The sequence below is a fragment of the Streptomyces sp. NPDC048590 genome, assembly GCF_043199535.1.
In the GTDB taxonomy this organism is placed as follows: domain Bacteria; phylum Actinomycetota; class Actinomycetes; order Streptomycetales; family Streptomycetaceae; genus Streptomyces.
In genome coordinates this window covers 661,686-673,937 of record NZ_JBICWC010000004.1, presented here as the reverse complement: position 1 = coordinate 673,937, position 12,252 = coordinate 661,686, and the positions used below count along the sequence as shown (strand labels likewise).

General features: G+C 69.8%; 13 protein-coding genes. 5 read left to right on the top strand and 8 right to left on the bottom strand.

Features of this window, described 5'->3' with window-relative positions; genetic code table 11:
• The first annotated feature begins 77 nt into the window (after window positions 1–77).
• Window positions 78–590, top strand: coding sequence for a MarR family transcriptional regulator (locus ACGFNN_RS15400; RefSeq protein WP_362548039.1), 513 nt, complete (start codon window positions 78–80; stop codon window positions 588–590).
• Between the two features lie 79 nt (window positions 591–669).
• Here ACGFNN_RS15400 and ACGFNN_RS15395 read toward each other — a convergent pair whose 3' ends face one another.
• The 4 genes from ACGFNN_RS15395 to ACGFNN_RS15380 all read right to left on the bottom strand — a co-directional run bounded on the left by ACGFNN_RS15395 (window position 670) and on the right by ACGFNN_RS15380 (window position 5,282).
• Window positions 670–912, bottom strand: coding sequence for a hypothetical protein (locus tag ACGFNN_RS15395; RefSeq protein WP_393556045.1), 243 nt, complete (start codon window positions 910–912; stop codon window positions 670–672).
• Window positions 909–1,157, bottom strand: a complete 249-nt coding sequence (locus tag ACGFNN_RS15390) for a hypothetical protein (RefSeq protein ID WP_362548045.1) — start codon at window positions 1,155–1,157, stop codon at window positions 909–911. Before ACGFNN_RS15390 ends, ACGFNN_RS15395 begins: the two co-directional genes overlap by 4 nt.
• A gap of 304 nt (window positions 1,158–1,461) precedes the next feature.
• Window positions 1,462–1,890, bottom strand: a complete 429-nt coding sequence (locus ACGFNN_RS15385) for a VOC family protein (protein WP_393556043.1) — start codon at window positions 1,888–1,890, stop codon at window positions 1,462–1,464.
• An 86-nt stretch (window positions 1,891–1,976) separates the two neighbouring features.
• The gene (locus tag ACGFNN_RS15380; protein WP_393556041.1) at window positions 1,977–5,282 is read right to left on the bottom strand and encodes a BTAD domain-containing putative transcriptional regulator; all 3,306 of its coding nucleotides are present in this window, start codon (window positions 5,280–5,282) and stop codon (window positions 1,977–1,979) included.
• 84 nt (window positions 5,283–5,366) lie between these two features.
• Between ACGFNN_RS15380 and ACGFNN_RS15375 the strand changes: the two genes are divergently transcribed.
• Window positions 5,367–5,696, top strand: coding sequence for a hypothetical protein (locus ACGFNN_RS15375; protein ID WP_393556039.1), 330 nt, complete (start codon window positions 5,367–5,369; stop codon window positions 5,694–5,696).
• On the opposite strand, the gene ACGFNN_RS15370 is transcribed toward ACGFNN_RS15375, so the two are convergent.
• Together ACGFNN_RS15370 and ACGFNN_RS15365 are read right to left on the bottom strand one after the other, a co-directional pair.
• Window positions 5,686–6,387, bottom strand: coding sequence for a hypothetical protein (locus tag ACGFNN_RS15370; protein WP_393556037.1), 702 nt, complete (start codon window positions 6,385–6,387; stop codon window positions 5,686–5,688). The genes ACGFNN_RS15375 and ACGFNN_RS15370 overlap by 11 nt on opposite strands.
• Before the next feature lie 219 nt (window positions 6,388–6,606).
• Window positions 6,607–7,368, bottom strand: a complete 762-nt coding sequence (locus ACGFNN_RS15365) for a phosphoglyceromutase (protein WP_365520595.1) — start codon at window positions 7,366–7,368, stop codon at window positions 6,607–6,609.
• Window positions 7,369–7,569: 201 nt separating this feature from the next.
• Here ACGFNN_RS15365 and ACGFNN_RS15360 point away from each other — a divergent pair, with 201 nt between their 5' ends.
• Entirely contained in the window at window positions 7,570–8,916 is a 1,347-nt protein-coding gene (locus ACGFNN_RS15360) for an MDR family MFS transporter (protein WP_393556035.1), read from the top strand.
• 73 nt (window positions 8,917–8,989) lie between these two features.
• Here ACGFNN_RS15360 and ACGFNN_RS15355 read toward each other — a convergent pair whose 3' ends face one another.
• Window positions 8,990–9,130 (bottom strand): hypothetical protein, encoded by a 141-nt coding sequence (locus tag ACGFNN_RS15355; RefSeq protein WP_393556033.1) that lies wholly within the window; start codon window positions 9,128–9,130, stop codon window positions 8,990–8,992.
• 248 nt (window positions 9,131–9,378) lie between these two features.
• A complete protein-coding gene (gene phoU / locus ACGFNN_RS15350) occupies window positions 9,379–10,056 on the bottom strand; it encodes a phosphate signaling complex protein PhoU (protein WP_362668546.1) in 678 nt (225 codons plus the stop codon).
• A gap of 198 nt (window positions 10,057–10,254) precedes the next feature.
• Here phoU and ACGFNN_RS15345 point away from each other — a divergent pair, with 198 nt between their 5' ends.
• Window positions 10,255–11,523, top strand: coding sequence for a sensor histidine kinase (locus ACGFNN_RS15345; RefSeq protein WP_393556031.1), 1,269 nt, complete (start codon window positions 10,255–10,257; stop codon window positions 11,521–11,523).
• Window positions 11,520–12,200: a response regulator transcription factor gene (locus tag ACGFNN_RS15340; RefSeq protein ID WP_014047499.1), complete on the top strand. Its 681-nt coding sequence runs from the start codon at window positions 11,520–11,522 to the stop codon at window positions 12,198–12,200. The genes ACGFNN_RS15345 and ACGFNN_RS15340 overlap by 4 nt, the downstream gene beginning before the upstream one ends.
• Window positions 12,201–12,252 lie beyond the last annotated feature (52 nt).

Below are 12,252 nucleotides of genomic sequence, written 5' to 3'. Positions count from 1 at the left end.
ATGGCAGGACCGTAGCGCGATTGCTTAGCGCTAAGCAACCAGGTATCTCAACGCTAAGCGAAAGTTATGCTGAACGCATGAGTGACCATGTGGACCGCGTACTGGCGCAGTGGGCGGAGCAGTGCCCGGAGCTCGACACCTCGTCGATGGGCGTGATCGGGCGGATCAAGCGGCTGGCCAGGATCGTCGAGGCGGAGCAGCGCGCCGTGTTCGGCGCGCACGATCTCGACCCGGCCGCGTTCGATGTCCTCGCCACGCTGCGGCGCAGCCCGGCGCCGCACCGGCTCACCCCCGCTGAGCTGATGCGGTCCGCCATGGTCACCTCGGGTGCGATCACCCAGCGGCTCGACCGCCTCGAGGAGCGTGAGCTCGTCATGCGTACCCGCAGGGCGGAGGACGGCCGCAGCGTGCACGTCTCGCTCACCCCGGCGGGCAGGAAGCTGATCGACCAGGCGCTCGGGGACCACGTGGAGAACCAGAACCGTCTGCTGTCGGGCCTCGGGGAGGGGCAGCGCGACCGCATCGGCGACGACCTGCGCGACCTGCTGGAGTCCCTCGGCGACACCGACCGGCAGGTCGGACTGCGCTGACCCGGCCGGGTGCGTGAACCGCTCCCGCCGTGAGGTCAGGGCAGAGGTACGAGCCTGACCACGGTGACCGTCAGCGAGGTCAGGGCAGAGGTACGAGCCTGACCACGGTGACCGTCAGCACGGATCCGGAGACGTAGTAGAGCACGATGGCGCTGGCGACCGTCGCCTCCCGGCGGTCGCGTTCGCTCTTCACGGCCGTCGAGGCGTGACCGTACGGGTCCAGGCCCAGGGTGCGCGCCATCTCGTCCCGGAACGTGTCGCCGTCGCGCATCTTGGCCAGCGTGTCATCGGCGGGCGGGGCGAAGGAGATGCGGAAACTCAAGCCACGTGCCGCCTCTCGGCCTCGTCCCGGGCCAAGCGGTCCAGGATCTTCTCGGCCTCGGGGTCGGGTACGGACTCGAGCATCCAGTGGCGCATCACGGCCTGGATCTCGTGCACCCCTGCGTCGTTGATGGCCTCGTCGAACTCCGCGCGTCTCTCCTCGGGGAGTGCGGCACGGATCGCAGGAATGCTGTTGGGCACCTCGACCTCGGTGCCGCCGACGAAGGTCCTCAGAGACTCGCCCATGACCGCTCTCCCGATCTCCTTGCTCCGCGCGCCCCGCCCGCCCGTACCGTCGGGGTGTGTCCTGGGTAACAGGCCGGTGTGGGGGACACGTTAGCGGGTGCCGCGCCGCCGGGGCGCGCCGCGTGGCACCGGGTCGACCGGACACCTGAATCGGTGGCCGGTGCGGACGGTGCGCATGGGCGGTGCGGTGCGGACGGCGAGGTGCGCTGCGCCGCGGGGTCCGGAGGCTCGCGCAACGCACCGCACCCACAAGGCTGTCGGGCTCTCAGGAGGCAATCACTTGTGCCCCTTGTGCGGGTCCGCCCTACACGACCGGCTGACCGATGCCGAGCATGTTGCCCTCGCTGTCGCGGAACCAGGCGCCGCGTTCGCCCCGGGCGCCCTTGCTCGGATAGTTCCCCTCGATCTCCGCGATGCCGCCCCGTGTGCGGAAGCCCGGCAGGTCGACCTCCTCGAACACCACCCCGCGCCGCCCGAGTTCCGCCACCACCGCGTCGACGTCGTCGACGGTCCACCCCATCTGGGTGAACGTGCCGGGTGACGCGCCGGTCGACAGGAACAGCGCGAACTCCGACTGCCCGCACCGGTAGAGCAGCCCGCCGGGCCGCTCGTCGACGGGTTCCAGCCCCAGCTTCTCGGAGTAGAACCGCCGCGCCCGCTCCAGATCCTGAGCCGGCAACCGCGTGGCCGCCCCATGCGCTCCGGCCAGGGTGTTGCCGCTGTGTGCGTCCATGGGGCCACTGTGCCGTGCTGTGGGGCCGGGGCGGGGGAGCGGGAAGGGGCGATTCGTTCCGGTGGTTCCGGAGTCCCCGCTCCGCGTCAGCCTTCTGGGGACATGTACTCCTTCTCGGGTACACCGATGTCGTCGAAGATGGCCCGTGCCTGCTGACCCAGGGCTTCGGACGCCGCGAATCCTGTCCGGTCGGCGGTCCGGGACAGTGCCAGGAGCGTCCGGGCCTCGCCCGGACGGTGTCCTGTGTCGCGGTGGATGGTCAGCGCGTCCTGAGCGAGCCCCGGGTCCGCCCCTCCGTTCATCTCGAAGAGGGCTGTCAGCACGCGGCCCTCGGTGGCACGGAAGGAATGGGCGCGGGCGAGGGCCAGGCCCTCTTCCGCCAAGGCCAGGGACTCCTTGGAACGGCCCCGTCGGTGCTGGGTGAGGGCCATGCTCAGAAGTGTGTCGGCCTCTGCCCGTCTGAACCTCGCGGTGCGGGCCAGGGCGAGCCCCTGTTCGTCGGCGGACAGGGCCCTGTCAGGCTGGATCAGCCTGCGATGTGCGGCAGCGATGGTATTGAGGATGGCCGCCTGAACCCAGTAGCGCTTGGTGTCCCTGATCAGTGCCAGTGCTTCCCGCGCCTCTTCCAGCGCCTCCTCGTGACGGCCGAGGTCGAGATGGATCTTGGCGACCACATCGAGCATCATCGCGTGGCCGTCGCGGTATCCGACCGTTCGCTTCGATTCCATGGCGGGCCCGACAAGGTCGAGGGCTTCGGTGAAACGGCCGAGCTCCCAGTAGACCCCGCCCAGGACCTGCACGGACGTCCTGCTGCTCCACCAGGTGACTTCCGTGCCGAGAGCGACACCGCGCTCAAGGTGCTCCGCGGCCTCGTGGAGTCGTCCGAGGTCGCGGTAGGCCATACCGAGGCCGGTGTGCCCGAAGCCTTCGAAGTAGCGCGTTCCGGTCTCCCTGAATATGCGCAGACCCTCGGTGAAGTCGTCGCGGGCCTTGCCCAGATCGGCCAGACTCCATTCCACGAAGCCCTTCAGGCCGAGAGCCGTTGCTTCGCCCGCCTTCCAGCCGAGATCGCGGCTGATGCTCAGCGCGCGGGTCGCGTGCTCCATGGCTTGCGGGATGTGCCCACGGTCCCACTCGGCGGCCGCGATGCTGGAATGCATCGCGCTCTGCCCGAACAGGTCCTGCTCGGCTTCCGCCGCGTCGAGAGCCGTCCGCGCGACTGCCTGCCAGGTCCTGCGGGGCAGATGGATCCAGAAGTGGGTGAACAGCGCGGATGTCAGATGCCAGGAGACGTGACGGGGACCGTGGCGGCCCGCTTGCTCAATCGCGACCAGCAGATTTGACCGCTCCTCCCTCAGCCACTGCTCGGGATCGCTGAACGACGGTACAACCGACTGTGCTGAGGGGCGGAGGCCGCGAGGGAGTTCCGGGAACTGGGCGAACCCCGCAGCGGCGCGGACCGTGTGCAGGTACCAGATCAGGAGTCGGTCCAGGGCGGCACCTCGCTCGGCGCCCGTCTCCTCGGTCCGCGCGCGGGCGTGAGCGTATTCACGAAGAAGATCATGGAATCGGTATCGGCCCGCCGTCACGGGTTCGACCAGGTGCGCCGAGACCAGCACCCCGAGCAGCCGGCGGGCAGGCGCGAGCTCAGTGTTCAGAAGCGCCGCCGCGGACCCGGCCGTGAAGTCCGCTCCCGGGAAGAGACCGAGGAGTCGGAACAACCGACGCGCGTCGGGCGGCAGGACCCGGTACGACACCATGAAAGCGGTGCGCAGCAGCGATTCCCCGGCCCCGTCCGGCTCCAGGGCGACCAGTGCGCTGCTCTCGGACATTTCGGCGGCCAGATCGGTCAGTCGCAGGGCGGGGTCGTTGGCCAGCCGGGCTGCGGCCACGCGCAGGGCGAGGGGAAGGCCGCCGCAGAGCCGTACCAGTTCGTCCACGGCGTGCTCGTCGTCGACCCGGTCCGTCCCGAGAGCCGTGATCAGGAGCGCCCGTGCCTCTGCCGGACGGAGAAGATCCAGAGGCAGAGCGTGCGCCCCGTCACTGGACACCAGATCGCCGAGCCTGTTGCGGCTGGTGATGATCGTGCAGCAGTTCGCGGAGGCCGGCAGCAGCGGGCGTACCTGGTCGGAGGAGACCGCGTTGTCCAGGAGGAGCAGGACACGGCGGTCGGCCAGCACAGAGCGCAGGATGCGGCTCTGTGCCTCATGGTGCGGGGGTATCTCCGACGCCGGCAGGCCCAGACTCCGCAGCATCGACTCAAGCGCCTCGCGCGGTTCGAGCGGGCCGCGGTCGTGGTCGAATCCGTGAAGGTTGACGTAGAGCTGACCGTCAGGGAACCGGTCGCGGACCCGATGGGCCCAGTGAACGGCGAGCGCGGTCTTCCCGATGCCCGCAGCGCCGCCGATGGCGGAAAGGACGACGGGATGTCCGGGAGCAGGAGCGGTCGCCCCGTGTGACATCAAAGCGTCGAGACGGGCCAGTTCGGCGGTGCGCCCGGAGAACCCGGGAACATCGTGCGGCAGTTCGGACGGTACGCGGGCCGGGGAGGTAGCCGACACCGACGACCGGAGCAGCGTCCCGTCCTGCTGCAGTACGGCCGCGTGCACCCTGCGCAGTTCTTCACCCGGATCGGCTCCGAGCTCGTCACGCAGCCGGATACGCATGTCCTCATAGGCGCGGAGGGCCTCCGCCTGCCTACCGGAGCCGTACAGGGCGCGTATGAGCACGGCCCTCAGCGCCTCGTCGTACCGGTCGGCATCCGGAGAGTCCGTCAGGCCGTCGAGATCATCGAGGATTTCTCCGAACCTGCCGAGCAGGGCAAGGCACCTCAGCCGTTCAAGACGGAGCGTCCGCCGACGCTCCCGTAGCCGCCGTCGCTCAGCGCTCATCATCGGACCGGGCAGTCCGGCCAAGGGCTCGCCCCGGTAGAGCCTCAATGCTTCGGTCAGTTGTCCGACGGCAGAGGCCGGGTCCCCTGACGCGGCCGCGCGCACGGCCGCCTCGCCCTGCTCGTCGAACTCGTCGGTGTCCAGGAGGACCCCATCGGCAACGAGTCGGTACCAGCCCTTGCCGCTACGGATCACGGACTCCGCGAGCGGTGTGCCGCCCGGATCCAGTACCCGACGGAGCGAATTGATGTGGGTGGGCAGCACCTTGCGCCCAACTGCGGGCGGCTCATGCCCCCATACCGCGTCGAGAAGCCGTTCATGGCTCAGAGCGGTCCCTCTGCTGAGCAGCAGTGCGGCCAGGACGCTCTGCCGCTTGACCGGCCCCAATTCCAGAGGCGCCCCGTTCCGCCATGCCCGCAACTGCCCGAGCACCGCGAACCGGAGTCGCCGGGGCGATCCTTCGCTCACCGCTGTCTCCGCCCGCCACTTCGTCCAGGTCATCGAAATTTCATCAGCATTGCAGCACGCACGGCGATGGTGATGCGCATGTCGTCGCACAACCAGCACAATCGAAGGAGTCCCCGAGTGACGGACATGGAGCTGTTGACGACCGCGTTGGCCATCGGTGCGGCGTGCGGGCTCACCGGCGTTTCCGGCTCTGTCGTACCCGACCTTCACGCCGCGCTGCGGGCCGCTGTACACCGACGGTTGAACGGCGACAGCTACGGAGCGCGAGTTCTGGACGGGTACGAGTCGGATCCCGACCTGTGGCGCACGCGGCTGCTCCGGGTGCTGGCCCACGAGGTCGAGATGGACGAGGAGATCCGCGTCGCGGCCCGGGCGGTACTCCGCGCGCACCGTCCGACGGGATGCACCACCCGGCTTGGCCACCCGGTAGGAGGCGTCAGGGACTGAACAGCCAGCGCTCGATCTCGTCGCTTCCGATGGTGCGCCCGTGCCGAGCGCTCTCCTCGGAGGCCCAGCGCTGCAGAAGCGCGCAGTAGCGGACGTACGTGGCAGTCGGCCACCCGTTGTCACCGAGCGAACTCCACCCGCAGGTGTTCCTCAGAGTCGCGGCCACCCGGGAGTCCAGGATCACGCACGGGTGGCCCGGAGCGCCCCCTCCCGCGAAATACAGCAGCTTGGTCGAGAACGCCGGGCCCAGGTAGCTGATCACGTTGTGCCCCGAGGGGCGCAGAGCCTCGTAGGCCTCCTCCGGATCCTGCCGGGCAGCCGCCTCCAGGGCCCGGCGCAGCGCTGCCACGGATGACGACCGGGCGTCCGCCACAGCGCCGATGCGCTTGAGATCGAGGCGGAGCTTCATGCCGCTGCCCCAGGCGAGCACTCGCCAGAGGAATCGCAGCAGCGCCGCCTCGGAGCCCTCCGCGAGACCGGCGGCGTCCGCGAACAGGTCACCGCGGCTCAGCTGCTCGACACCTGGTCCGGCCACGGGCCCCCCGGGCAGGCCTGCGGCGGCGATCTCGGTGTTCCACCAGTCGGCAGCTATGCGGATCGTCTGACCGTCGATGCGCTCCGATCGTGACTGAGCAAGAGCCTCATGGCACTCGCGCGGCAACTGCAGGCGGACGAGATCAGTAGGTGCCATGCCGCCATCCTGCCCTCGGCTAAGGGGGGTTGGGGAGGAATCGACGGAGTTGGTCCGGGCCGGGGGGTGCAGCTCACGCCGCGAGATTTACACAGCGCACCGCACCGGAGGCTCCGGCCGCCGGAGGATTCGCGCCGATGAGGTTCCACAGGGGGCCCAGGCCATGAAAATGCCCCCGACCCGCGCCCTAAGCGCAGGTCGGGGGCGTGATCGCGAAGGCTACTTCTTCTTGCCCTGGTTCTTCACTGCCTCGATGGCGGCCTTCGCCGCGTCCGGGTCGAGGTAGGTGCCGCCCGGCTTGAGAGGGCGGAAGTCGGCGTCGAGCTCGTAGGCGAGCGGGATGCCGGTCGGGATGTTCAGGCCCGAGATGGCGTCGTCGGAGATGCCGTCCAGGTGCTTCACCAGGCCGCGGAGGCTGTTGCCGTGGGCGGCGACCAGGACGGTCTTGCCGTCGAGGAGGTCCGGGACGATGCCGTCGTACCAGTACGGCAGCATGCGGGTGACGACGTCCTTGAGGCACTCCGTGCGCGGGCGCAGCTCCGGCGGGATCGACGCGTAGCGCGGGTCGGCGCTCTGCGAGAACTCGGTGCCGTCCTCGAGGACGGGCGGCGGGGTGTCGTAGGAGCGGCGCCAGAGCATGAACTGCTCCTCGCCGAACTCGGCCAGGGTCTGGGCCTTGTCCTTGCCCTGGAGGGCGCCGTAGTGGCGCTCGTTCAGGCGCCACGAGCGGTGCACCGGGATCCAGTGGCGGTCGGCCGCCTCCAGCCCGAGCTGGGCGGTGCGGATCGCGCGCTTCTGCAGGGAGGTGTGCACGACGTCGGGGAGCAGGCCGGCGTCCTTGAGCAGCTCACCGCCGCGGACCGCCTCCTTCTCGCCCTTGTCGGTGAGGTCTACGTCCACCCATCCGGTGAACAGGTTCTTCGCGTTCCACTCGCTCTCGCCGTGGCGGAGGAGGATCAGCTTGTACGGTGCGTCGGCCATGGCTCCGAGCGTAATCGAACCCGTGCGCCCGCCGCGCGCTCGGCCACAGGGCGGACGGAAGGCGAGACGTCGAACAGGCTGTGGACGGACGGCATCAATCGAGTGGCGCTCCGCGTCGGCGGTTACGTAAGGTTCATAGCGCCACCAAGGCACTTACAGGCCGGAGCGGCACCCCATTCGCACACATTCCTAGGAAGCCCCATGCCTGTAGCCGGTCTCCGGAAGGCGGCACACCAGACCGTCGCAGGTCTCCCCAGGGAGTTCTGGTGGCTGTGGACGAGCACGCTGGTCAACCGCCTCGGGGCGTTCGTCGCCACCTTCATGGCGCTCTACCTGACCCTGGACCGCGGCTACTCGGCCTCGTACGCCGGTCTCGTCGCCTCGCTCCACGGGCTCGGCGGAGTCGTGTCGTCGCTCGGGGCCGGGGTGATGACCGACCGGCTCGGGCGACGCCCGACGATGCTCATCGCGCAGATCTCCACGGCGGTTTCCGTGGCCGTGCTCGGCTTCATGGTCCATCCCGTGGCGATCGCGGGCGTGGCCTTCGTCGTGGGGATGGCGAGCAACGCGTCCCGTCCGGCGGTGCAGGCGATGATGGCCGACATCGTCCGCCCCGAGGACAGGGTGCGGGCGTTCTCGCTCAACTACTGGGCCATCAACCTGGGGTTCGCCGTCTCGTCGGCCGGGGCGGGCTTCGTCGCGGAGTACAGCTACCTGGCCGGCTTCATGGGCGAGGCGGCGCTCACCCTGCTCTGTGCCGTCGTGGTCTTCCTCAAGGTGCCGGAGTCACGGCCCGAGGCCGCGCCCCTGGCCTCGGGGGCCGACGCCCCCGACGACGTGCGGCTGAGCACCGTGCTGCGGGACGGGCGGTACATGGGGGTCGTCGGGCTGTCGTTCCTGGTCGCGCTGATCTTCCAGCAGGGGTACGTCGGTCTGCCGGTGGCCATGGGCACGGACGGACTGTCCAGCTCCGACTTCGGGACAGCCATCGCCGTCAACGGTGTGCTGATCGTCGTCCTGCAGATCCCCGTCACCCGCTTCATCCAGCACCGTGACCCGCGGAGGCTGCTGATCCTCTCCTCGCTGGTGGCGGGCTACGGCTTCGGACTGACGGCCTTCGCCGGGTCGGTCGGGGTGTACGCGCTGACGGTGTGCGTCTGGACCCTCGCGGAGATCGTCAACGCGCCGACGCAGACGGGCATCGTCGTACAGCTGTCACCCGCCCACGGTCGGGGTCGCTACCAGGGGATGTACACGATGTCCTGGTCGGTGGCGGCGCTGATCGCCCCGCTGATGTCGGGCTTCGTGATCGACCACTACGGCGCCACCTGGCTCTGGGGCACCTGCGCGGTACTGGGCACGGTGACCGCGTTCGGCTACTGGCTGCTGATGCGGAACATCGACGGGCCGGAGGGGCCGGCCCGGGCGGACGCTCAGGCGCACGATCCGCAGTCGCGGCCGGCGGACGAGCCGGTGCCGGTGGTGCCGGTGGTTCCGGCTGTCGCGCAGGCGCCTGTCGACCGGACGGAGACCGGGCCCGCGGCCTGAGGAACGCGAAGCCGGTGCCCGTACGGCGGAGGCGTGTCCGCCGTACGGGCCCCGCGCGCAGGACAGGCCCTGTTCAGCCGCCGCACTGGCAGGGCGCGCCCGACTGGCATCCGCACCCGCAGCCCGAGCCGCAGCCGCAGGCCCCCAGTACGGGCAGACGCACCAACTCGGTCGGGGTCTCCTGCCGGGGTTCGGTCACGGGGGAATCGGCCATGGTCCCTCCTCAGGGGCGTACGACTCGACGGCGTACGGCACGGGCGTCACGCGCGCATGCCGACGGCGGGGACGTGCGGCCTGCCCGCCCCCGCACCCATTGCATGCCCACGGCCGAGGGCGCATCAACGGCGCACGAGTGCGGGAACGGACGTACGGGGGTCGCGAAGCCCGCGCCCCCACGCCCCCACGCCCCCTCCGCCGGGTGGACGGCACCCTCCAGGGCCCCGCCCCTCGACAGGCCGGCTGCTACGCCCCCTCCACCGGGGTCGCCGCCTGGATCTCGTCCGCGTGCTCACCCGTGACCAGGTAGACGACGCGCTTGGCGACCGAGACGGCGTGGTCGGCGAACCGCTCGTAGTAGCGGCCCAGCAGAGTGACGTCGACAGCGGTCTCGATGCCGTGCTTCCAGCGGTCGTCCATCAGGTGCTGGAAGAGCGTGCGGTGCAGGAGGTCCATCTCGTCGTCGTCCTGCTCCAGCTGGAGCGCCAGGTCGACGTCCTTGGTGATGATCACCTCGGCCGCCTTGGCCATGAGCCGCTGGGCGAGCTGTCCCATCTCCAGGATGGTGGCGTGCAGGTCGTTCGGCACCGCCGACTCGGGGAAACGCAGCCGCGCGAGCTTGGCGACGTGCTGGGCGAGGTCGCCCGAGCGCTCGAGATCGGCGCTCATCCGCAGGGAGGTGACCACGATCCGCAGATCGGTGGCCACCGGCTGCTGGCGGGCCAGCAGCGCGATGGCGCGGGCCTCCAGATCGTGCTGCAGGTCGTCCACCTTCTGGTCCGCGGCGATCACGCTCTCGGCGAGCTTGAGATCGGCGTCCAGCATGGAGGTCGTGGCCCGTCCGATCGCCGACCCGACCAGCCGGGCCATCTCGACCAGGCCTTCGCCGATCGAGTCGAGTTCCTCGTGATAAGCGTCGCGCATGGAAGTCCCTCTCCAGATCCTTACTGAGGCCGGGGTCCGGTACCGACCCCCACGCTGCCACGGTGCGGCCCCAACGCGTCGGGTTCCGTCCGCCTAAGTGAACCGTCACTTTCCCCTTGGTGAACTCTGGGCGACGAGTGTTCGAGATTGCACCCGGATGGCTGTGAGACCGTCGGCGCGCCCGCATAACCTTGAGACATGGACGTGAACGCGGCGGTCGCCGCAGCTGCCGCGATCGCCGGTCTCTGCACCGGTGTGATCGCCATGCTGGCGTTCCGCTGGAGCGAACGCGAGCAGAAGCGCCCCACGCGTACGTCCCTGCGGCCCGACGGCAACGCGGTGCTCCCCCCGGGGGTCGACACGGTCCTCTCCGTGCTCAGCTCGTCCGCCGTCGTGCTCGACGAGAGCGACAGCGTGGTCAAGGCCAGCTCGGCCGCCTACGCGCTGGGCCTCGTCAGGGGCGGTCGTCTGGCGGTCGAGCCGATGCTGCACATGGCCAGGGACACCCGGCGCGACGGTGAGATAAGGCAGGTGGAGCTCGACCTGCCGCGCCGGGGCACGGGCCGCGGCGAGGCGCTCGCGGTGTCCGCCCGGGTCGCCCCGCTGGGCTCCCGGCTGGTGCTGCTCCTGGTGGAGGACCTCACCGAGGCCCGCCGCATAGAGGCGGTACGCCGTGACTTCGTCGCCAACGTCAGCCATGAGCTCAAGACGCCGGTCGGCGCGCTCTCCCTGCTCTCCGAGGCTGTCATGGACGCTTCGGACGACCCGGAGGCGGTGCAGCGGTTCGCGGGCCGTATGGAGATCGAGGCGACCCGGCTCACCAATCTCGTGCAGGAGATCATCGACCTCTCCCGGGTGCAGAACGACGACCCGCTGGAGGACGCCGAGCCCGTCCGGGTGCAGCAGCTGGTCGAGGAAGCCATCGACCGGTGCCGCCAGCAGGCCGGTTCCAAGCAGATCACCATGGCGTCGGGTGGCGCCTCGGACCTCAGCGTCTGGGGGAACCGCAGCCAGCTCGCGGCCGCTCTCGGCAATCTCGTGGAGAACGCCGTCAACTACAGTCCCGCCCGCACCAGGGTCGGCATCGCCGCCCGGAAGGTGGCCGCGCAGGGTGGGGACCTCATCGAGATAGCCGTGACCGACCAGGGCCTCGGCATCTCCGAGAAGGACCGCGAGCGCGTCTTCGAGCGGTTCTACCGCGTCGACCCGGCCCGCTCGCGGGCCACCGGTGGCACCGGTCTCGGCCTCGCCATCGTCAAGCATGTGGCCGCCTCGCACGGCGGGGAGGTCACCGTATGGAGCTCTGAGGGACAGGGCTCGACCTTCACCCTGCGGTTGCCCGAATCGGGTGTCGCACGGAGGCGTAACACCGGCCGGTCCCTCGTCGTCGACGGAGCTGTCGACGACGACGGGCCGTACGAGACCGACTCTTTTGACTCAATTCCCGCCCCGGAGGCTCTTCCGTGACCCGAGTGCTTGTCGTCGAGGATGAGGAATCCTTCAGCGACGCCCTGTCCTACATGCTGCGCAAGGAAGGTTTCGAGGTGGCCATCGCGGCCACCGGCCCGGACGGCCTCGACGAGTTCGAGCGCAACGGCGCCGACCTCGTGCTGCTCGACCTGATGCTCCCGGGTCTTCCCGGCACGGAGGTCTGCCGGCAGCTGCGTGTCCGGTCCAACGTCCCGGTGATCATGGTCACCGCCAAGGACAGCGAGATCGACAAGGTCGTCGGCCTGGAAATAGGAGCCGACGACTACGTGACCAAGCCGTTCTCCTCGCGGGAGCTGGTGGCCCGCATCCGCGCGGTGCTGCGCCGCCGGGGGGAGCCGGAGGAGGTCACTCCGGCGGCTCTGGAGGCCGGGCCGGTGCGGATGGACGTGGACCGGCACGTCGTCACCGTGTCCGGGGGCAAGGTCGATCTCCCGCTGAAGGAGTTCGACCTGCTGGAGATGCTGCTGCGCAACGCGGGCCGGGTGCTGACGCGCATGCAGCTGATCGACCGGGTGTGGGGCGCGGACTACGTCGGCGACACCAAGACCCTGGACGTCCACGTCAAGCGGCTCCGGGCCAAGATCGAGCCCGACCCCGGAGCACCGCGCTATCTGGTGACGGTGCGCGGTCTGGGCTACAAGTTCGAGCCGTAAACCGGGGCCGGAACGGCGCGTGGGGGGTGTCTCCGGATCCGGAGACACCCCC

Coding starts and splice junctions, on each gene's coding strand:
- ACGFNN_RS15390 (WP_362548045.1), bottom strand. CDS start 1,157: ATGGGCGAGTCTCTGAGGACCTTCGTCGGCGGCACCGAGGTCGAGGTG.
- ACGFNN_RS15400 (WP_362548039.1), top strand. CDS start 78: ATGAGTGACCATGTGGACCGCGTACTGGCGCAGTGGGCGGAGCAGTGC.
- ACGFNN_RS15370 (WP_393556037.1), bottom strand. CDS start 6,387: ATGGCACCTACTGATCTCGTCCGCCTGCAGTTGCCGCGCGAGTGCCAT.
- ACGFNN_RS15345 (WP_393556031.1), top strand. CDS start 10,255: ATGGACGTGAACGCGGCGGTCGCCGCAGCTGCCGCGATCGCCGGTCTC.
- ACGFNN_RS15355 (WP_393556033.1), bottom strand. CDS start 9,130: ATGGCCGATTCCCCCGTGACCGAACCCCGGCAGGAGACCCCGACCGAG.
- ACGFNN_RS15380 (WP_393556041.1), bottom strand. CDS start 5,282: ATGACCTGGACGAAGTGGCGGGCGGAGACAGCGGTGAGCGAAGGATCG.
- ACGFNN_RS15360 (WP_393556035.1), top strand. CDS start 7,570: ATGCCTGTAGCCGGTCTCCGGAAGGCGGCACACCAGACCGTCGCAGGT.
- phoU (WP_362668546.1), bottom strand. CDS start 10,056: ATGCGCGACGCTTATCACGAGGAACTCGACTCGATCGGCGAAGGCCTG.
- ACGFNN_RS15365 (WP_365520595.1), bottom strand. CDS start 7,368: ATGGCCGACGCACCGTACAAGCTGATCCTCCTCCGCCACGGCGAGAGC.
- ACGFNN_RS15385 (WP_393556043.1), bottom strand. CDS start 1,890: ATGGACGCACACAGCGGCAACACCCTGGCCGGAGCGCATGGGGCGGCC.